Source organism: Pseudomonas anguilliseptica (genome assembly GCF_900105355.1).
Classification (GTDB): Bacteria; Pseudomonadota; Gammaproteobacteria; order Pseudomonadales; family Pseudomonadaceae; genus Aquipseudomonas; species Aquipseudomonas anguilliseptica.
This window is the reverse complement of sequence record NZ_FNSC01000001.1, coordinates 4706535-4725746: the sequence shown is the minus strand read 5'-3', so window position 1 is coordinate 4725746 and position 19212 is coordinate 4706535. Positions and strand designations below refer to the sequence as shown.

The window sequence follows — 19212 nt, the reverse complement described above, 5'->3', positions numbered from 1 at the left end:
TAAGCCGAGGCGCCTCGGCTTTTTAGCATCTCGGCTGGCGTGTTGTGTCATGGCCGTTATCTGTGCGGTAGGGCTATGGAGTATGCATGCCTTATAAACGCAAAGGCCACGACATCAGTCGTGGCCTTTTGTGATTACGCTGTGTCGCTTAGAACGCCCAGCGTGCCTTGATGGACGCACTCTGGTTGGTGAAGTCGCTGCGCGCTTCGGCGTCATAGCGCAGGCTGACTTCGGTTCCACCATCCAGGGTGTGGGTCAGACCCAGGCCGGCGCGCGCCAGCCAGGGCTCCATGTCCAGCCCCATGGCATTGAAGGTTGCGCCCGGTGCGCCGGCGTAGGCGGAGGTCATGCTGCTGCCCTCGTTGATGACGTCGTAGCCTGCCCCCAGATTGGCGCTGATCAGGGTTGTCTCGGTCAGGGCGTAATCGAGCTTGCCGTCTATGCCCAAGACCAGCTCTTCGGTGTTGCGACTGTCGACGTCGAGGTTGAGTAGGCCGGCTCCTTTTTCCTGGTAGGAGTCGTCGCCAATCCAGGTGTAGTCGGCACGAACCGAAGGTACGAAGGTCAATTGCTCGGAAAGGCGCAGGCGGTGACCGATGCCGATGCCGGCGTGGGCGCTGTAGCCGTCGTAGTCGGACTCGGCGGCGGTGCCGGCGAAGGGCATGTGGCGAGTACCTTCGGTGCGATTCTGGCCGACGTCCAGCTGGAAGTTCAACTCGGTCTCAGGGCTCAGGGCATAGCTGCCATAGCCGATCAACTGGAAGGTGTCGATCTGCGCATCCTGTGGCGCGGCGTGTGAATCGCTGTTGATATTGGTTTCGGCATAGGCAAAGGCCAGGCCGAGTGTGAGGGCCTCGGATACGGCAGCATCGACTCCGAGCGCCAGGCCCTTGCTGTCGGCATCGAAACCGGCGATGCCGTTGCGTGCATTCTGGTCGGCCCACGAGCCGAAGCCCTTCATCCAGAAGTGTTCGCTGCCGAGCAGTGGGTCGCCGGAGGACAGACCGCTGATGCTGTTTTGGCGAGCCTGAATCACGTCGTTGATAGCGGACAGGCTGTTGCTGATGGCATTGGTCGTAGCACCGAGCAGTAAAGGTAGGGTCTGGGTCGCAGCGTTGGAGCGCTGTTGAGCGGTGCTCAAGGTGTTGAAAAGGGCCAGCAGTTCGGGGCTGGCGTCAATTACGCGGGCGGCCCCCAGGGCGGGGCTGTTGTGCAGCTGGGTGGCAGAGTCGAACACGCCGCCAGTTGCCGCCGGTGGGGCGGAATAGAACACGCCATCGCCGTTGGTGAAGAAACTCAGCGGGAGGCCGAGGCTGGTGGCTGGGCTGAAGGTGGAGATAACCACGCTATAGACCTGACCACCGGAGACGCTAAGAGTCACTAGTGGACAAAGTCCCGAGATGCCGCAAACGTCGGCGGTGCCAGAGTCGTCGTTACCCGCCAGGGCTCCCTGGCCCGGAGTGTTCGGATTGAAGAAGCCGCTGTAGATAATCATCACGGTGTCGACCGGAGTAGCGTTCTGGCCAAAGGCAAAGGCAGCATTGCTTGCATTTGGCACGAAGTAGACGACCGCATAATTGTATGCGTTGGCACCACTGGTTAGGGCGCTGGGGTTGCCGAGCACCATGTTGCCGAGGTTGGACGTGCTGAGGTTAATCACTCCGGTACTGGCATTGGCGTTGCTGATGCTGAAGGCAGCTGCCTGACTGAGCGCTGGCTGTAGTAGCAGCGAAGTCATGGCGGTGGCCAGGGCGCATTTCTTTAAATAGAGGAACGGGGAGGCAGGGCGGCGCATGACGACTCCGTTGATGGCATTGCACTGCTAGTGGTTGCTGCGTGGCGAGCAGGTTTTGGGTGGCATAATGCTATTATTGTTGGAGTTGGCGAAACGAGCAAATCTGAGCGCTGGCGAAGCGAGTTGCCTCTGGAGGTCGAGGATGCGGCCCTTGTAGTCGGGCGAAATACCTATGTTTGAGTTCGCCTGTTGTGGACGCCCGCCGGCGAGCACAGCTTGCTGTGCCTACTGGACAACCGCGTGCAGTCGCTCAATCGCGGACAACGAACAGTGGCGTTGCCGCGGCTCGGGCGCTATCACAGCCTGCTGTGGCGCTGGGCCGAGGCATAAAGCAAAAGGCCATGACATCAGTCGTGGCCTTTTGCGTAACTGCTTAGAACGCCCAGCGTGCCCTGCGCGAGTCATTGTCTAGTGGCCTGTCTGGTTAATCCAATAACTCATTCCGAATTACAGCCAGCTTTGCTCGATGCACGGAGCTGATAATCGACTCAGCCGTTTTGCTCCAGCGGAACGGCTTAGCCGAATGTTCGTTATGAGCCTCAATGAAGCGACGTATCGCCGCTCTCAGGTCAGCCACGCTGCTGAAGGCATCACGATAAAGCGCCCGTCTTTCCAGTTGCGCAAACCAGCCCTCCACGGCGTTCAGCCACGAGGCGCTGGTCGGTGTGAAGTGCAGCTTGAAACGGGGATGCTTCTCCAGCCATTCCCTGACGGCAGCGGTCTTGTGAGTCGAGCTGTTGTCCAGAATTACATGCAGGTCCAGCTCGGCGGGGGTGCTGCGGTCGATCTGTCGAAGGAACTCCAAAAACTCCTTGGCCCTGTGCCGCTGGGTGATACGGCCGATGACCTTACCCGTCAGGATGTCAAAGTCTGCGTACAGACTGGCCGTACCGTGGCGCTTATAGTCATGCGTCCGCCGCTCAATCTGCCCGGGCTTGAGCGGCAGCATGGGCTGTGTGCGGTCCAGCGCCTGGATCTGTGTTTTTTCGTCAACAGATAGCACCAGGGCGTTGTCGGGCGGATTCAAATAGAGCCCGACGACATCGACCACTTTGTCTGCAAAGTGCGGGTCGTTACTGATCTTGAAGGTTTTCAACCGGTGCGGCTTGAGGTCGGCAGCAGCCCACACCTGTGCGACCTGCCAGATGCTGACCCCAGCGTACTTGGCCATCAACCGTAGGCTCCAGTGGGTAGCTTCGCGCGGTACTCGCTGGGTCGTCAGCGTCAGGATTTCCTTGATCTTCGCTTCGTTGAGCTTGCGAGGCGCTCCACTGCGCCGCAGGTCACTCAGCCCCTCCAGACCGGTCTCCTGGTAGCGTTTACGCCATTTGAAGACCACTGGCGCAGAGACTTGCAGCTGCTCGCTGATCTCCTTGGGCGTGAGACCGTTGGCCAGCAGCAACAGAATTCTGGCCCGCTGGCCGATGCTCTGAGGCAGCGATCCCATGCGTAACCAGCCTTGCAGCATGTCGGCATCACTGGGACTCAAGAAGAATGGGGCTGCTGGCCGGGCCATATGGGAGCTCAATTCATGACGATAGAGCGCGCAGTATACTGGCTCGGCATTGGATTAATGAATTTTACAGACAGTTCGCTAGGGTGGTCTGCGCGTAGGTGAAGGCCAAGCCCTGGCGGGTGTTGGCGCTGACGGCGGCGTCAGCACAAATGGTCAGGCCCTGACTGGCGCGGTAGCTCTGGGGTCAGTCGACAAACAGGTCGGTCATCAGTTTTCCGCTCGGGTCATAACGGTACTGCTCGAAGTCGCTCTGGCCCTGTTCGCGGAGAATTTCTTCGTCGATCAGCAGGCGGCCGCTGATGCTGCGTTCGCTGCTGGACAGGATGGCATGGGCCGCATCGGCCATGATCGCCGGCAGGCGTGCAGCTTTCATCACCGCAGGGCCGCCGGCCTCGAATTCGATGGCGGCGGTGGCGATTACCGTCTTTGGCCACAGTGAGTTGACGCTGATGCCGTACTTCCTGAATTCCTCGTGCATGCCCAAAGTCAGCATGCTCATGCCGTACTTGGTGGTGGTGTAGGGGCCGTAGTTGGCGAACCACTTGGCGTTGAGGTTAAGTGGTGGCGACAGGCTGAGAATATGGCCACGGCTGTCCTTGAGGTAGGGCAACGCTGCCTGGCTGCAGACCATCACCGCGCGGGTGTTGATCTGGAACATCAGGTCGAAGCGCTTGGGGTCGAGTTTCTCCACACCCACCAGTTTGATGGCGCCGGCGTTGTTGATCAGGGCGTCGATACCGCCAAAGTGCTCGGCGGCTTTGGCCATGGCGGTTTTTACTGCGTGTTCGTCACGCACATCGACTTGCAGGGCCAGGGCCTTGCCGCCAGCTTCCTCAACTTCTGCAGATACCGAATGGATGGTGCCCGGCAGCTTGGCGTGAGGCTCGGCGCTTTTCGCTGCAATCACGATATTGGCGCCTTCGCGCGCGGCGCGCAGAGCGATTTCACGGCCGATGCCGCGACTGGCGCCGGTTATAAACAGGGTTTTACCTTGCAGTGACATAGGCGTGCTCCAGTTATTGTTGTTTTGGTAGGGTGGATGAGGCTTTTTTCATCCACTTTGGCGGCGTGATGGTGGATGGGGGACGCGTCATCCACCCTGGGTTCAGGCTTCGCTGGCTTCGATTTCCACCAGCAACTGACGGTTCTTCACCTGATCGCCACGGCTGATGCCGATGCGGCGCACCACGCCATCGATGCTGGCCTTGAGCGGGTGCTCCATCTTCATCGCTTCCAGCACCAGCAGCAGTTGGCCTTTGCTGACCGTTGCGCCTTCTTCAACCAGCACCTCGACAATCGCGCCGTCCATGGGCGCTTTGACGCTGCCCGAACCGGCCCCGGCGGCGTTGCTGACCGGTTGGTGGGTGATGTCGGTGAAGTGCAGGTTGCCCGCGTGGCCGTACAGCCAGAGGTTTTCGCCGTCCAGGTGATAGGCCAGGCGCTGGCGAATGCCATCGCGCTCCACGGTGGCCCAGCGGCCGTCACTGGTGAGCAACGTCAGGCTGACCTGTTGTTCGCCCATAGTGGCCAACAGGCTTGGCTGTGGGCCGTCTGCGCGCACGTCAAGCTCAACCGTCAGTGATTGTTCGCCGTGCTTGAGGACAAAGTGCCATGGTGCGCTGCCGGCATTGCGCCAACCGGCCAACCCCGGCTGATGCGCGCGGGCGTTGGCCGATTGCTGGAACAGCAATGCGGCAGCAACAGCCAGTTCACCGGCGGCCGGCGGCTGCGGCGACAGGCTTGGGTCGTTGGCAAAGTGCTCGGCGATAAACGCGGTGGTGGCGTTGCCAGCGGCAAATTCAGGGTGGCTGAGCAGGTTGGCGAGAAAGCGCTGGTTGCCGTTGACGCCCAGCAGCACGCAATCCTCAACCGCACGCACCAGCTTGCGCCGCGCTTCTTCGCGGGTAGCGCCATAGGCGATGACCTTGGCCAGCATCGGGTCGTAGAACGGCGTGATGGCCTGGCCTTCAACCAGGCCATGGTCGATGCGGATGCCATCGCGCAGCGCCGGCTCCCAACGCAGGGCGGTGCCGGTTTGCGGCAGGAAGTTATGCGCCGCGTCTTCAGCGTACAGGCGCACTTCCATGGCATGACCGGTCAGGCGAATTTCGTCCTGCTTGAGCGGCAGCGGCTGGCCTTCGGCCACGCGGATCTGCCAGGCGACCAGGTCCTGGCCGGTGATCAGTTCGGTAACCGGGTGCTCGACCTGCAGGCGGGTGTTCATTTCCAGGAAGAAGAATTCGCCGCTCTGGTCGAGGAGAAACTCCACGGTGCCGGCGCCGACGTAGTTGACCGAGGCCGCTGCTTGCACTGCGGCTTCGCCCATGGCTTTACGCAGCTCGGCCGTCATCACCGGGCAGGGCGCTTCCTCGACCACTTTCTGGTGGCGGCGCTGCACCGAGCAATCGCGCTCGCCGAGATAGACGATATTGCCGTGTTGATCGCCGAACACCTGGATTTCCACGTGGCGTGGCTGGATCACTGCGCGTTCGAGAATCAGCTCGTCGCTGCCGAAGGCGTACTGCGCTTCGGAGCGAGCGGTACGGATTTGCGCCAGCAGTTCGCTGGACTCATGTACCAGGCGCATGCCCCGGCCACCACCACCGGCGCTGGCCTTGATCATCAGCGGGTAGCCGATCCGCTCGGCTTTGCGGCTCAGGGTTTCGTCGTCCTGGGCTGCGCCTTCATAGCCGGGAATGCACGGCACGTTGGCTTCGAGCATGGCGATCTTCGACAGGCGCTTGCTGCCCATCAGGTGGATAGCTTCCACGGTCGGGCCGATAAACACGATGCCAGCGGCTTCGCAGGCGCGGGCGAACTCGGCATTTTCCGAGAGAAAGCCATAGCCCGGGTGGATCGCATCGGCGCCGCTTTTCTGTGCTGCGTTGATGATGTTCTCAACCACCAGATAGGACTGGTTGACCTGGGCCGGGCCGATGCAGATGGCTTCATCGGCCAGCTGCACATGGCGGGCGTCGGCGTCTGCCTCTGAATACACGGCCACGGTGCGGTAGCCGAGATCCTGGGCGGTACGCATCACCCGGCAGGCGATTTCCCCGCGGTTGGCGATCAGAATTTTGTTGAATGCGGGCATCTTCGTGCTCCTGTGAGTCGAGTTGCGGATTGCATCCGGCTACGGTCTCGGGTTTCGTAGGGTGGATCGCGCTTTATCGATCCACCGCTTGTTGTCTTTCATCACGCGGGTGGATGTGAAAAGCGATATCCACCCTACGGGGCCGTCCACCCGATCCGTTACAGCGCCCACGTGGGCGCGCGTTTCTGTACAAACGCCATGGTGCCTTCGATGCCTTCTGCGCCGGTTACCGCTGCAGCAAACTGCTCGGCGGCGCGGTCCAGTAGCGGGCCGAGGGCTTCCTGCTCGGCGGCTAGCAACAGCGCCTTGGTCTGGGCATTGGCCTGCGGCGCGCATTGGCGTACTTGGCTCAGTACCTGCTGCAAGCGCACGTCGAGATGTTCGCCATCGACTTCACTGAAATGCACCAGGCCCAGGCGTTCGGCTTCGCTGCCATTGAAGCGGGCGGCGGTGAGGGCCAGGCGCCGGGTTTGGGTCAGGCCGATGCGGCGCACCACAAAGGGGGCGATTTGCGCCGGCAGAATGCCCAGGGTGGTTTCCGGTAGGCCGAACTTGGCGTCCTGCTGGCAGATGGCGATATCAGACACGCAGGCCAGGCCGAAGCCGCCGCCCAGTACCGCGCCTTCCAGCACGGCGATCAGCACCTGTGGCGCGTTCTGCGCCTCTTCCAGCAGGCTGCCGAAGGCGCGGTTAAGGCTGCGGTAGGCGTCGCCACCGGCTGCTCTTGCCCCCGCCATATCCTTGATGTCACCACCGGCGCAGAAATGCCCACCGGCACCGCGCAGCACAATGGCGCGCACGCTCAGATCATTGCGCAGGCTTTCCAGCACGGCGCGCAATTCGCTGGCCATGGCCAGGCTCATGGCATTGCGGCTGTCCGGACGGTTAAGCGTGATATGCAGCACGCCGGCATCGTGGCTTAGCAGCAGGGTTTCGCAGTTCGGTAGGTCAGCCATGGCAGGCTCCTTGATGTATTCGCCAGGGGAGGTGGGGTAGGGTGGGTCACGTCTTATCGACCCACCGAGCGGTGCCACGGTGGACGAAAAAGCGATGCCCACCCTACGTTTTTCCGTTCTTAGCCCTTCTTTATGGCCCGCCATCCCTGGCGGCCACCCTTCGGGCCGTCGCTACGTGACGTTAAAAATAGCTCCCGGCTATTTTTTCTTCCCCGGCAGAATGCCCATCAGCTTGCAGATAATGCCCAGCATGATTTCGTCGGCACCGCCGCCGATGCTTACCAGGCGCACATCGCGGTAGGCGCGGGCTACCGGGTTTTCCCACATGTAGCCCATGCCGCCCCAGTACTGCAGGCAGCTGTCGGTGACTTCACGGCCGAGGCGGCCGGCCTTGAGCTTGGCCATCGAGGCCAGGTTGGTCACATCGCGGCCGCGCACGTATTGCTCGGTGGCCTGATAAACCAGGGCGCGCAGGCACTCGACTTCGGTCTGCAGCTCGGCCATGCGGAAGTGGATCACCTGGTTGTCGATCAGCGCATTGCCGAAGGTCTTGCGCTCCTTGCAGTAGTCGATGGTGGCGTTGATGCAGTGCTCCAGGCCCTTGATCATGTTGGCCGCACCGAACAGGCGCTCTTCCTGGAACTGCAGCATTTGCATCATAAAACCCGCGCCTTCATGGCCGATGCGATAGCGCTGCGGCACGCGCACGTTGTCGAAGAACACCTGAGCGGTCTCCGAGCTGCGCATGCCGAGCTTGTCCAGATGCGGGCTGACCGAAATGCCCGGAGTCTTCATCGGCACGATGATCAGCGACTTGTTGACGTGAGCCTTGTCGTCGCTGGTGTTGGCCAGCAGGCACATAAAGTCGGCCGATGGCGAGTTGGTGATCCACATCTTGCTGCCGTTGATCACATAGTCGTCACCGTCTTTGCGCGCGGTGGTCTTTAGCCCGGCCACATCCGAGCCGGCACCGACTTCGGAGACGCCGATACAGCCGACCATCTCGCCAGTGATGGCCGGTTTGAGGAATTCTTCGCGCAACTCATCGGAGCCGAAGCGCGCCAGGGCCGGGGTGCACATATCGGTCTGCACGCCGATGGACATCGGGATGCCGCCGCAGATGATGGTGCCGAACTCTTCGGCGGCGACTATCGAGTAGCTGTAATCCAGGCCCATGCCGCCGAATTTCTCCGGCTTGGAGATGCCCAGCAGGCCCAGGTCGCCGGCCTTCTTGAAAATCTCGTGAATCGGGAAGCGGCCGTCCTTTTCCCACTGCTCGACGTTTGGGTTGATTTCCTTGTCGACAAAGTTACGGGCCGTGCGGCGCAGCTCTTCGTGTTCTTGGGTAAAGATCATTTTCTTATTCTCCTCAAAACTGTTTGAAAGTTACTGCGCGGCGCATCTGCTGCGTTGCGCGGTGCTCACTGCCTCGCCGTACTACTTGTACTGTCTCGTTGTTGCGCTCCGTGCGCCTTGCAGCTGCGCCTGCTCGCGACACTTTCAAAACAGTTTTCATAGGCGGGCTACGCCGAAAGTGATGGTTTTAAGCGGGCGAACAGCGGCTTCGGCACAGATATCCAGTAGGTAGCCGAGCAGCTTGCGTGTATCGCGAGGGTCGATCAGGCCGTCGTCCCACAGGCTGGCGGTGCCATAGAGTGCGGTGGACTGGCTGTCGAGTTTCTGCGCGGTGACGGTTTCCAGCATGTCGAGCATCTTCGGGTCGGCTTCCTTGCCTTCCTTGAGGTGTTTTTCCTCGGTGACGATGCGCAGCACCTTGCCGGCCTGAGCGCCGCCCATCACGGCGGTTTTGCTGTTGGGCCAGGCGAAGATAAAACGCGGGTCCAGACCACGGCCGCACATGGCGTAGTTACCGGCGCCATAGGAGCCGCCGACGACTATGGTCAGCTTCGGCACCGTGGCGTTGGCCACCGCCTGGATCATCTTCGAGCCGTGCTTGATCACCCCGAGCTGTTCCGACTCGGTGCCGACCATAAAACCGGTGGTGTTGTGAAAGAACAGGATCGGCGTGTTGCTCTGCTCGCACAGCTGGATAAATTGCGCCGCCTTGGCCGCGCCTTGCGGGGTGATCGGGCCGTTGTTGCCGATAAAGCCGCAGGGCTGGCCTTCGATCTGCAAGTGGCCGCAGACGGTCTGGTTGTCGAACTCGTTCTTGAAGTCGAGAAAGGCCGAGCCGTCGGCGATGCGGGCGATGATTTCGCGTACGTCGTAGGGCTTCTTGGCATCAGCCGGGACCAGGCCGAGCAGTTCTTCGACCGGGTACAGCGGCTCCCTGAAGCTGCGCGAAGGGCGCGCCGGCAGTTGGGCGTTCCACGGCAGCATGGCGAGGATTTCACGAGCGATGCGCACGCCATCGGCGTCGTTCTCGGCCAGGTACTCGGCGGTGCCGGCGACCTGGGCGTGCATCTCGGCGCCGCCCAGTTGCTCATCGGTGGCGATTTCGCCGGTGGCGGCTTTCAGCAAGGGGGGGCCGGCGAGGAACATCTTGGCCTTGCCGCGTACCACCACCACATAATCCGACAGCCCTGGCTGATAGGCCCCGCCAGCGGTGCTGGAGCCGTGCACCACGGTGATCTGTGGCAAGCCCATGGCCGACATGCGCGCCTGGTTGGCAAAGCCGCGCGCGCCTTCGACAAAGATGTCGGCGGCATAGTTGAGGTTGGCACCGCCACTTTCGGTCAGCGCCACCACCGGCAGTTTGTTCTCGAAGGCGATCTGCTGCAGGCGCAGGGTTTTCTTCAGCCCGGTCGGGGAGATGGTGCCGCCCTTGATCGCGCTGTTGCTGGCAGTGATCAGGCAGCGCACCCCAGCGATATAGCCGATGCCGGAAATAATCCCACCGCCGGCCTGGGTGCCGTCCTTGTCGTCGTGCAGCTTGTAGCCGGCCAGCGACGACAATTCGAGAAACGGCGCACCGGGGTCGAGCAGCAGATTCAGGCGTTCACGCGGCAGCAGTTGGCCGCGCTTTTCGAATTTGGCTTTGGCCTCGGCGGCTTTGTTCAGGCAGTTCTGTTCGATCTGGCGAAAGCTGGCCACGGCCGCGAGCATGGCCTCACGGTTGTTGGCGAAGTCCTCGCCATGCACGTCAATTTCGGAGTGGATAACCGGCATGGCGTTACTCCTCGCCCTTGAACACGTCAGGCATATACGCCCGGTGGAAGCCGTTATAGGTCTCGCTGTTCTTCGCCTTGCCCAGGGTCCAGGCTCGGGTGCCCTGGCTGGCCGCGCCGTCGATGCGGATGGTGTTGCCGCTGATAAAGTTGGCACCCGGCGTGAGCAGGAAGACGATGGCCGCGGCCACTTCCGATTCGCTGCCGATGCGTTGCAGCGGCACGTGATCCTTGAGGTTGCGGATCATGTTTTTCATCGACTCGGGGTAGGTGTCCATGCCGCTGGAGGCGATCCAGCCCGGTGCCACGGCGTTGACCCGCACCCCGGCGTGGCCCCATTCGTAGGCGGCGGTCTTGGTGAAGTTCTCCATACCGGCGCGCGCCGCACCCGAATGGCCCATCCCCGGCATTCCGCCCCACATATCGGCGAGCATATTGACGATGCTGCCGCCGTGTTTGCTCATGCTTTGCAGGAAGACTTCCTTGGCGATCAGAAAACCGCCCACCAGGTTGGTGCGCACCACGGTTTCGAAGCCTTTCTGGTTGATGCCGATCAGTGGCGCGGGGAACTGGCCACCGGCGTTGTTGACCAGGTGATGAATCTGCCCGCGTTCGGCTACCACGGTTTTCACCATGGCCTTGACGGCCTCTTCATCTCGGATATCGCATACCTGAAAACTGGCGCTGCCGCCGTCTTCGATGATCTCGCCGCAGGTGGTTTCGAGCTTTTCCAGCTTGCGCCCGACCAGCACCACATGGGCCCCCAGATTGGCCAGTTCATGGGCGGTGCAACGGCCGATGCCGCTGCCGCCGCCGGTGACCATGATGGTCTGGCCGCTAAACAGGCCGGGTTTAAAGACTGAGTCGTATGCCATTGTTGTTATCGTCCTAGTCGTAGGGTGGAAAACCGCGCAGCGTTGCCCACCAAGAGCTGGTGGATGGGTAAGGCGTCAGCTACGAGCCCCGATCCACCCTACAAATTTGCAACCAATGTGCTGGGCACCGGTATCGGGAATTCCAGCAGCTGTTGGGCGAAGGCCTTGCCTTGCGGGTCGATACGCAGGGAGGCGACGCCGCCACCACCGAGGGCGTTCTCCAGCAGGAAGTTCAGGCTATGGCTGCCAGGTAGATACCAACGGCTGACCTTGCCGGTTTGCGGGTCGAGCGCGTGCTGCATCCATTCGGCCACGGCCCCCTCGCTCAGCGCAGCGGCGATCCAGGCCAAGTACTCGGGCTTTCTGGCCATCACACCAATATTGCTGTGGTTGCCCTTGTCGCCGGAGCGCGCCACGGCCAGCTTGATCAGCGGCACAGTGCTGTCGACTTGAGTGCTGGGCAGTGGGGCACTGGTGTCGGCGGCAATCTGCGTGATGTCCAGCACCGCGATCTGCGGCAGTGCAACCGGTGTGCGTTCACCGCCGATTTCCACCTCCAGGGCGCAGGCGTTTTTCTTGGCCAAAAAGCTGAATAAACGGATCACCGGATAAACCGTTGGGCGACCGCCGACGATGCCGGTCAGCCCTGGTGCCATGCCGGTCGCGGCCTGGGCAATTTCACGGGAGAACAGTACCAGGGCTTCTTTCTTGGCGTGGCGCACGGCGATCTTGATCACGACTTCGCGGGTGTCGGTGCGCTGGCCATGCGGGCCGTAGGTGGCCTCGGAACCGAGCAGCTCGATGCTGACTTCCTTGTAAGGCCCCCAGCCGCGCTCGGCGAACATTTCCTCGGTCTTGTTGATGATCGCCTGGCTGACTCGCTGGGCTTTCTTCACTGCATCGATACCGGCCATCAGACAGCTGGCGGTGCAGCGGAAACCGTCCGGGTAAGTGGCACTGACTTTGTACTGATCAGTCGGCGGCAGGCCGCGCGCACCCTTCAGCTCCACGCGGTTGTCGCCGACCTGGCTTAGTTGCACCTGAGTGAAATCGCAGAGCACATCGGGCAGGTAATAGGCCCGTGGATCGCCGATCTCATAGAGCATCTGCTCGCCAACGGTAAAAGGCGTGACCAAGCCGCCGGAACCTTCCGGCTTGGTCACGACAAAGCTGCCGTCGGCCACCACTTCCACCACCGGGAAGCCGATGTGTTCGTAATCCGGCACGCTTTCCCAGTCGGTGAAGTTGCCGCCGGTGCACTGCGCGCCGCATTCGATGATATGCCCGGCCAGCGCGGCCTGAGCCAACTGGTCGTAGTTGCTCCAGCTCCAACCGAACTCATGTACCAGGGCGGCGCTGACCACAGCGCTGTCGACCACGCGACCGGTGATCACGATATCCGCACCGAGCTTCAGGGCTTCGACTATACCCGGCGCGCCGAGGTAGGCGTTGACCGAAACGCAGAAGGGCGGCAGTGGTGCGCCGCTAAACATTTCTACGGTGCCAGCCTTGGCCAGTTCACTAAGCTGGGGTTGCAGGTTGTCGCCCTGCAGTACGGCAATCTTCAGATTGACCCCGGCTTGTTCACAGGCAGCGGCCAGTGCCGCGGCGCAGGCACTCGGGTTGACCCCGCCGGCGTTGCTGATTACGCGGATCTTCTTGGCGGCGATCTCCTCCAGCAGCGGCGTCAGCACTTCGACGAAGTCACGGGCATAGCCTTCATCGGGCTTCTTCATCCGCGCGCCGGCCATGATCGACATGGTGACTTCGGCCAGGTAGTCGAACACCAGGTAATCCAGTTCGCTGCCCTTTACCAGCCGGGCGGCGGCGGTGCTGGTGTCGCCCCAGAAGGCGGAAGCGCAGCCGATGCGTACGGTTTTAGTCATTGGAAGAGGTCCGCAACACATGAATAAGGTGATTTGAAGGCTACCAAGCAAGCGCTTGGTTGAAAAGCCCTGGGTTGAATCTTTCTAACCGAAAGTGTGGCCAAGCGCTTGCTTGGGTGGCTGGCGCAGCATAAATTTCACTAATAACGACAAGCACTTGGGTAAATCCAGTTGAGAGCCAGTGTGCAATTGCAGGCTGGATTGCTTGGCCCGAGGCATAAAGAGAGTTGGAGAGTACTTAGCGTGGATGATCAACAAGCGCAGGCGGTGATGCAGCAACTGGTGGCCAGCGGGCAGATCACCGATCCGGACAGCGCACGCGGCAAGTTGCTGCAAACCGCAGCGCACCTGTTTCGCAGCAAGGGTTATGAGCGCACCACGGTGCGTGACCTGGCCAGTGCCGTGGGCATTCAGTCCGGCAGCATCTTTCATCACTTCAAGAGCAAGGACGAAATCCTGCGTTCGGTGATGGAAGAGACCATTCGCTACAACACCGCGCTGATGCAGGCCTCGCTGGCCGAAGCCAGCGATCTGCGCGGCCGCGTGCTGGCGCTGATCCGCTGCGAGCTGCAATCGATCATGGGTGGTACCGGTGAGGCCATGGCCGTGTTGGTGTATGAATGGCGTTCGCTGTCGGAGCCAGGTCAGGCGTTTATCCTTGAGCTGCGCGACAACTACGAACAACTCTGGCTGCAGGTGCTGGACGAGGCGAAGACAGCCGGTTACTTCAAGGCTGATCCGTTTATCCTGCGTCGCCTGCTGACTGGCGCGCTGAGCTGGACCACCACCTGGTTCCGCCCGGAAGGTCCGATGACCCTTGATCAGCTGGCCGAAGAGGCGCTGTCACTGGTGATCAAGGACGTCTGAGGAAATTAAGCTACGCTGAAGTGGCACATTGATAGTATTTTGGCGCCAAGGGATTACGAGCGTTTCAGGTTACGGAAGATGTCGCTGCGTTTTGCTCTGAGGTTCGCTGCTTGGCCACCCTGTTACGAGGTTTGCTGCTCGGGTTGATGCTTTCTGCGGTATGCGTTGCGCAGGCTGCGGAAGACGTGCGAGTGGGGGCCTATCATTTCCCGCCTTATGTGATTAAACCGGAAAGTGAGCGCCCTGGTGGCCTGCTACCGGAGTTGTTGCAGGCGCTCAATCAACTGCAAAGCGACTACCGCTTTACCCTGGTAGCGACCTCGACCATGCGCCGCTACCGCGATCTGCAAAGCGGCCGTTTCGACCTGATCCTGTTTGAGTCTCCGGCCTGGGGGTGGCAGGACACTGCGCCTGCAGCGCTGGATCTGCATATCGAAGATGCCGAAGTCTATGCCGCACGCCTGCAACCGGGGCGTGACGAGCGTTATTTTGATCAGCTCCAGGGCAAGCGCATGGCGCTGTACAGCGGTTATCACTACGGCTTTGCCGGGTTCAACTCGGACAAGCAGTTTCTCACCGATAGATTCAATGCGGTGCTGACCTACTCCCACGACAGCAACCTGATCATGCTGCTGCGTGGCCGGGCCGATGTAGCGGTGGTCACGCGCTCTTACCTGCGCGCCTACCAACAGCGTTACCCGGAGCAGAGCAGCGCCTTGCTGGTTTCCCAGCGGGTTGATCAGGTTTACCAGCACCAGGCGTTGTTCCGCCCTGAGTCTGCGCTGCAGCCGCAAGCCTTTGCCGAGCTGCTCAAACAGCTCAATCGCGACAAGCTGCTGGATAAACTACTGGGGCGCTACCATTTGCGTGACGCATCGGTGCTGATAAAAGACTGAAAATGCTCTGTTCGGTCAGATTTGCCTGAGTTAGGCTGCAGTTACTCGAAAAATTGGGGAATTGGCGTCAAATGGGATTCATCAGGCGTGGGGTAGGCAGGTTTTTCGGCATGAGTCTGGCGTTGCTGCTGGCCGGGCCGCTTCTGGCTGCGCAGGAAGTGCGTCTGGCCGCTGTAGATTTTCCACCGTATGTGTTTAAAGCCGAGCAATCCCATACCACCGGGTTACTTGACGAGTTGGTTGCCGCGCTGAATCAGGCCCAGACTGACTATCGCTTTGTTTTGGTGCCAACTGCGGTTAAGCGACGCTTTCGTGACTTTGAGCAACAACGCATTGATTTGGCTGTCTTCGAAAACCCGGATTGGGGTTGGCGGGATGTTCAGCATGTTGCGTTGGATATGTACCTGGAAGATTCTGAAGTGTTTGTTGCCCGCGCTGAGCCGGGCCGTGATCAGCGCTATTTTGATTCGTTCGAAGGCAAACGCTTAGCGCTCTACCATGGCTATCATTATGCCTTTGCTAATTTCAATGCTTCTCCGGAATACCTGAGCACGACCTTCAACGCCACCCTGACCCATTCCCATGACAGCAATCTGCTAATGGTGCTGCACAAACGGGCTGAAATTGCCTTGGTGACACGTTCTTATATTGGTGTCTTCCTCGAGCGCAATCGGCAATACGCTGGACAACTGCTGGTATCCGAACGCGTCGACCAGCGCTATCGCCATCAAGTGTTGTTGCACCCGCAGGCGCCTATCACGCCTGATCAGTTTATGGTTTTGTATGAAACGCTGCGCAATAACGGTCAGCTGGAGAAGATTTTCAGCCGCTTTCAGGTCGCCGTCATCCCACCCGCAGCGGATAACTCAATAGCAGCAGATGTAGCAAATTGACCGCCCCATGGAGGGCGATAGCCAGGCTGATCCGCCCGCTGAAGTGGAAGATCAGCCCATAGCCCAGGCCAGCAATCCCGGCGACTACGGCAAATAACGGGCTGAAGGGCAGATGCACGGCAGCGAACAGCAGCGTCGTCAGGCCAATTCCCGCACCAGCACCGAGCCAGCTGACCAGTCGGCTTTGCAGCAAACCACGAAACAGTAGTTCTTCGGCCAGCACGGCCACTCCCAGATTGACCGCCAACCACAGCCAAAGCCCGTCTGGCCATTTCGGCTGCCAGCCGACCAAACCCAGCGTCAATGCCAGCAGCGGTACAGCGAGCAGCGTCAGTGCGGCGGTGAGCCAGACGCTTTTTGACAGTGCTTTGCTCGGTGTCTTCTGCCCCAGCCACCAGGCCAGTAGCGTGACACCGACCAGCAGCTTGTCCCAGGACAAGCGCAGAGCGTAGGGTGCGGCATCGGCACTCAGTTGGCGTGGCGGCCACAGCGGTGTAGCGCTAAACTCTGGAACCAGGTGCGCAGCAAAGCTGATGCAGGCCAACAGGCTTAGCCCGGCCCACAGCGCACTGGGCAGGTATTTGTCGGCAACCAGCAGTAATGCGCAGAGGGCAGCGCCGGCGGCCAGCCCCGCCAGCTGGATATAACCCAGGGCAAACCCACTGGCCAGGCACAGGGCAGGCAGCAGCAGGCGCAGATGCAATGGCATGGTACGTCCTTGTCGTTTCGGTTAAGGCTCGCGGGCGTCCTTGGCTTCTTGCTCAAGCTGGCGTTGGCGGATCTTCTCCAGCTGTTCCTCGCTTAGCGGCAGCGGTTTGGCAGTGCGTAGCAGCACCATCAGGCCACCCACAATGGAGCCCAGCACCAGAAGCATCAGCAGCCAGATATACCAGGTCATAACACCGTCCTTGCAGAGTTGAGCGGCCACCATAGCGCGCGGCGGCCGGCAATTAAACGGTAACCGTGTTCCGGTGGGGTAGCCCAGCGCTCGGGCTCTGGAAATGAGTGTGACGACTGTCACGCGGCAGCAACTTGGCGCTGGTTGAATGGCGGCTTTCCAACGCACAGGGAGTCTGCCCATGACCACTGCCAGCGCGCTTACGCGCTTGCTCAAGCCGGTTACGCCGTTGGCTGTGGACATGAGCATCGCAGATGTGGCGGATCGGCTGCTGACGCCGGAGCTCAAGGCTTTTCTCTCGCTGCCGATTGTTGATAGCACCGGTCGGCCGCTGGGCTTGGTCAGTCGCACCACCTTGCAGGACATCTTTATGCAGCGCTTCGGGCGCGATTTGCGTGGCCGTCACGCGGTGCAAGAGGTGATGAATGCGGCACCGCTGGTAGTCAGTCTGGACACCAGCCTGGAGGACGCCGCCAAGCAGATTACCGGGCAGCTGCAATACCCAATCACCGAGGACTTTATCCTGGTCGACGCCCAGGGCCTGTATCGCGGTCTGGGCACCGTGCTCGATCTGCTCAAGGCCATGGAAGCGCGCATCGCCCAGCGCAATCTGGTGCTGCGCAAGGCCCTGGTGGAGCTCAAGGAGTCACAGACCCAGCTGGTGCAGTCAGAGAAGATGGCCTCGCTTGGGCAGATGGTCGCCGGCGTCGCCCACGAACTGAACACGCCGCTGGGTTATGTGAAAAACAACGTGCAGCTGCTGCGCGAACTGAGTGCGCCGTTGTTCGAACTGGCCGAGGCGCAGGGCACACTGGGCGACTGCCTGAACGATCCGAGCTGTGATGAGGCGCGTCTGGCCATGGCCCTGGAGGCCGCCGCCGAGGCCCGCACCAAGGCTGCACCGGAACTGTTGGTGGAGGACTTTACCCAACTGTTCAGCGACACCCTGTATGGCCTGGAGCAGATTGCCGAACTGGTGGTCGGGCTGAAGGACTTCGCCCGCCTGGATCGCGCCATGAGCGAGGAGGTCGACCTCAATGAGTGCATCCGCAACGCCCTGGTAATTGCCCGCAATGGCATCAAGGACAAGGCTGAAACCATCCTGCAACTGGGCGAGCTGCCGCGTATTCCCTGTGCGCCGTCGCAGATCAACCAGGTGCTGCTCAACCTGCTCAACAACGCCGCCCAGGCCATTGATGGTTTTGGTCAGATTCTGGTGAAAACCTGGGCCGACGACAGTGCCGTGTGCATTTCCGTGCAGGATTCCGGGCGTGGCATGCCGCCTGAGGTGCTGGCGCGCATCTTCGATCCGTTCTTTACCACCAAGCCAGTGGGTCAGGGCACCGGGCTGGGGCTATCGATCAGCTACAAGATCATCCAGGACCACGGCGGACAGATCCGCGCAGCGTCCGAGCCCGGGCGCGGTACGCGCTTTCTGATCCGCCTGCCGCGCCCGCAGGCGCTGCCACTACAACGGAGTGCCTGATATGAGCGAGCCGATTCGTATTCTGTTTGTCGACGACGAAGAGCGCATTCTGCGCAGCCTGGCCCTGCAGTTTCGCCGCGAGTATGAGGTGCTGGCCGAGAGCGACCCGCGTCGCGCCCTGGAACGGCTGAGAAGCGAGCGTGTGCAAATAATCGTCAGTGACCAGCGTATGCCGCAAATGAGCGGCGCCGAACTGCTGGCCCAGGCACGTGAGATTGCTCCCGATACCCTGCGCATTCTGCTGACCGGCTACTCGGAGCTGAATGCAGCCGTGGAGGCGCTCAACAGTGGTGGCATCTTCCGTTACCTGACCAAGCCCTGGGATCAGCAGGAAATGGCCTTTACCTTGCGCCAGGCCGCGCAGATTGCCGCGCGCCAGTTGCAGACGCCGAAAGCGTCTGCAGCTATACCGCAGGCGGCGCTCAATGTGCTGCTCCTGGATGAGGATGCATCGACCCTGGATGTGGTGGCAGAGTTCTGCGTGGCCGGCGGTCATCGCCTGCTGCGCGCGGCATCGCTGAGCGACGCCGTGATGTTGCTTAACAGCCAGCCGATTGATCTGTTGATCAGTGACCTGCAAGTCGCCGGGGAGGACACCGCGCCGCTGCTGAAAAGCCTGGCCCAGGCCCATCCGCGTCTGCTCAGTCTGGTGGTGACGCCGTTCTGCGATACCCAGGCGCTGCTCAAACTGATCAATGAGGCGCAGATTTTCCGTTACCTGCCCAAACCGATTCGGCGCGGTCTGTTCGACAAGGGCTTGTTGGCAGCGGCCGAACAGGCGCAGATCTGGCGTGCGCAGCCGGCACAGGTGGTCACACGACTGGCGCAGCAACCTGTTGATGATCGCGAACGTGAGAAGGTCGGCAGTTTGTTGGGCATGCTCGGACGTTTGCGTGAACGCCTGATTGCCTGAATGAATCCC

General features: G+C 61.0%; 17 protein-coding genes. 6 read left to right on the top strand and 11 right to left on the bottom strand.

Annotation, left to right across the window (positions count from 1 at the left end):
• Positions 1-148: 148 nt before the first annotated feature.
• Entirely contained in the window at positions 149-1795 is a 1647-nt protein-coding gene (locus BLW24_RS23030; RefSeq protein WP_090387226.1) for an autotransporter family protein, read from the bottom strand.
• Between the two features lie 189 nt (positions 1796-1984).
• On the opposite strand from BLW24_RS23030, the gene BLW24_RS26105 reads away from it, so the two are divergent.
• Entirely contained in the window at positions 1985-2125 is a 141-nt protein-coding gene (locus tag BLW24_RS26105) for a hypothetical protein (RefSeq protein WP_167360432.1), read from the top strand.
• A 94-nt stretch (positions 2126-2219) separates the two neighbouring features.
• On the opposite strand, the gene BLW24_RS23025 is transcribed toward BLW24_RS26105, so the two are convergent.
• The 8 genes from BLW24_RS23025 to BLW24_RS22990 form a co-directional block, all read right to left on the bottom strand.
• Positions 2220-3311, bottom strand: a complete 1092-nt coding sequence (locus BLW24_RS23025) for an IS630 family transposase (RefSeq protein WP_090376034.1) — start codon at positions 3309-3311, stop codon at positions 2220-2222.
• A 184-nt stretch (positions 3312-3495) separates the two neighbouring features.
• Positions 3496-4314 (bottom strand): SDR family oxidoreductase, encoded by an 819-nt coding sequence (locus BLW24_RS23020; RefSeq protein ID WP_090387225.1) that lies wholly within the window; start codon positions 4312-4314, stop codon positions 3496-3498.
• A gap of 102 nt (positions 4315-4416) precedes the next feature.
• On the bottom strand, positions 4417-6405 hold the full coding sequence (locus BLW24_RS23015) for an acetyl/propionyl/methylcrotonyl-CoA carboxylase subunit alpha (RefSeq protein WP_090387223.1): 1989 nt from the start codon (positions 6403-6405) through the stop codon (positions 4417-4419).
• Between the two features lie 158 nt (positions 6406-6563).
• Positions 6564-7361: an enoyl-CoA hydratase/isomerase family protein gene (locus BLW24_RS23010; RefSeq protein ID WP_090387221.1), complete on the bottom strand. Its 798-nt coding sequence runs from the start codon at positions 7359-7361 to the stop codon at positions 6564-6566.
• 198 nt (positions 7362-7559) lie between these two features.
• A complete protein-coding gene (atuD, locus tag BLW24_RS23005; RefSeq protein ID WP_090387219.1) occupies positions 7560-8717 on the bottom strand; it encodes a citronellyl-CoA dehydrogenase in 1158 nt (385 codons plus the stop codon).
• Positions 8718-8873: 156 nt separating this feature from the next.
• Positions 8874-10490, bottom strand: a complete 1617-nt coding sequence (gene atuC, locus BLW24_RS23000) for a geranyl-CoA carboxylase subunit beta (protein WP_090387217.1) — start codon at positions 10488-10490, stop codon at positions 8874-8876.
• Positions 10491-10494: 4 nt separating this feature from the next.
• The gene (locus BLW24_RS22995) at positions 10495-11364 is read right to left on the bottom strand and encodes an SDR family oxidoreductase (RefSeq protein WP_090387215.1); all 870 of its coding nucleotides are present in this window, start codon (positions 11362-11364) and stop codon (positions 10495-10497) included.
• A gap of 98 nt (positions 11365-11462) precedes the next feature.
• Positions 11463-13250, bottom strand: a complete 1788-nt coding sequence (locus BLW24_RS22990; protein WP_090387214.1) for an acyclic terpene utilization AtuA family protein — start codon at positions 13248-13250, stop codon at positions 11463-11465.
• Between the two features lie 243 nt (positions 13251-13493).
• Between BLW24_RS22990 and BLW24_RS22985 the strand changes: the two genes are divergently transcribed.
• From BLW24_RS22985 to BLW24_RS22975, 3 genes are all read left to right on the top strand, one after another.
• Positions 13494-14117 carry a TetR/AcrR family transcriptional regulator gene (locus BLW24_RS22985; RefSeq protein ID WP_090387212.1) on the top strand — a complete coding sequence of 208 codons (624 nt, stop codon included), beginning with the start codon at positions 13494-13496 and terminating at the stop codon, positions 14115-14117.
• Between the two features lie 146 nt (positions 14118-14263).
• On the top strand, positions 14264-15013 hold the full coding sequence (locus tag BLW24_RS22980) for a substrate-binding periplasmic protein (protein ID WP_090387854.1): 750 nt from the start codon (positions 14264-14266) through the stop codon (positions 15011-15013).
• A gap of 110 nt (positions 15014-15123) precedes the next feature.
• Positions 15124-15906: a type 2 periplasmic-binding domain-containing protein gene (locus tag BLW24_RS22975; RefSeq protein WP_090387210.1), complete on the top strand. Its 783-nt coding sequence runs from the start codon at positions 15124-15126 to the stop codon at positions 15904-15906.
• Here the strand turns inward: BLW24_RS22975 and BLW24_RS22970 are convergent.
• Positions 15857-16615 (bottom strand): CPBP family intramembrane glutamic endopeptidase, encoded by a 759-nt coding sequence (locus tag BLW24_RS22970; protein ID WP_090387208.1) that lies wholly within the window; start codon positions 16613-16615, stop codon positions 15857-15859. The two genes, BLW24_RS22975 and BLW24_RS22970, sit on opposite strands and share 50 nt — an antisense overlap.
• 21 nt (positions 16616-16636) lie before the next feature.
• Positions 16637-16804: a DUF2897 family protein gene (locus tag BLW24_RS22965; RefSeq protein ID WP_090387853.1), complete on the bottom strand. Its 168-nt coding sequence runs from the start codon at positions 16802-16804 to the stop codon at positions 16637-16639.
• A gap of 181 nt (positions 16805-16985) precedes the next feature.
• Here BLW24_RS22965 and BLW24_RS22960 point away from each other — a divergent pair, with 181 nt between their 5' ends.
• Together BLW24_RS22960 and BLW24_RS22955 are read left to right on the top strand one after the other, a co-directional pair.
• The gene (locus BLW24_RS22960) at positions 16986-18290 is read left to right on the top strand and encodes an ATP-binding protein (protein ID WP_090387205.1); all 1305 of its coding nucleotides are present in this window, start codon (positions 16986-16988) and stop codon (positions 18288-18290) included.
• A 1-nt stretch (position 18291) separates the two neighbouring features.
• Positions 18292-19203, top strand: coding sequence for a response regulator (locus BLW24_RS22955; RefSeq protein WP_090387203.1), 912 nt, complete (start codon positions 18292-18294; stop codon positions 19201-19203).
• The last annotated feature ends 9 nt before the right edge of the window (positions 19204-19212 follow it).

Coding starts and splice junctions, on each gene's coding strand:
- BLW24_RS22990 (WP_090387214.1), bottom strand. CDS start 13,250: ATGACTAAAACCGTACGCATCGGCTGCGCTTCCGCCTTCTGGGGCGAC.
- BLW24_RS23030 (WP_090387226.1), bottom strand. CDS start 1,795: ATGCGCCGCCCTGCCTCCCCGTTCCTCTATTTAAAGAAATGCGCCCTG.
- BLW24_RS22970 (WP_090387208.1), bottom strand. CDS start 16,615: ATGCCATTGCATCTGCGCCTGCTGCTGCCTGCCCTGTGCCTGGCCAGT.
- BLW24_RS22995 (WP_090387215.1), bottom strand. CDS start 11,364: ATGGCATACGACTCAGTCTTTAAACCCGGCCTGTTTAGCGGCCAGACC.
- atuD (WP_090387219.1), bottom strand. CDS start 8,717: ATGATCTTTACCCAAGAACACGAAGAGCTGCGCCGCACGGCCCGTAAC.
- BLW24_RS22980 (WP_090387854.1), top strand. CDS start 14,264: ATGCTTTCTGCGGTATGCGTTGCGCAGGCTGCGGAAGACGTGCGAGTG.
- BLW24_RS23015 (WP_090387223.1), bottom strand. CDS start 6,405: ATGCCCGCATTCAACAAAATTCTGATCGCCAACCGCGGGGAAATCGCC.
- BLW24_RS22965 (WP_090387853.1), bottom strand. CDS start 16,804: ATGACCTGGTATATCTGGCTGCTGATGCTTCTGGTGCTGGGCTCCATT.
- BLW24_RS22975 (WP_090387210.1), top strand. CDS start 15,124: ATGAGTCTGGCGTTGCTGCTGGCCGGGCCGCTTCTGGCTGCGCAGGAA.
- atuC (WP_090387217.1), bottom strand. CDS start 10,490: ATGCCGGTTATCCACTCCGAAATTGACGTGCATGGCGAGGACTTCGCC.
- BLW24_RS22960 (WP_090387205.1), top strand. CDS start 16,986: ATGACCACTGCCAGCGCGCTTACGCGCTTGCTCAAGCCGGTTACGCCG.
- BLW24_RS23025 (WP_090376034.1), bottom strand. CDS start 3,311: ATGGCCCGGCCAGCAGCCCCATTCTTCTTGAGTCCCAGTGATGCCGAC.
- BLW24_RS22955 (WP_090387203.1), top strand. CDS start 18,292: ATGAGCGAGCCGATTCGTATTCTGTTTGTCGACGACGAAGAGCGCATT.
- BLW24_RS23010 (WP_090387221.1), bottom strand. CDS start 7,361: ATGGCTGACCTACCGAACTGCGAAACCCTGCTGCTAAGCCACGATGCC.
- BLW24_RS23020 (WP_090387225.1), bottom strand. CDS start 4,314: ATGTCACTGCAAGGTAAAACCCTGTTTATAACCGGCGCCAGTCGCGGC.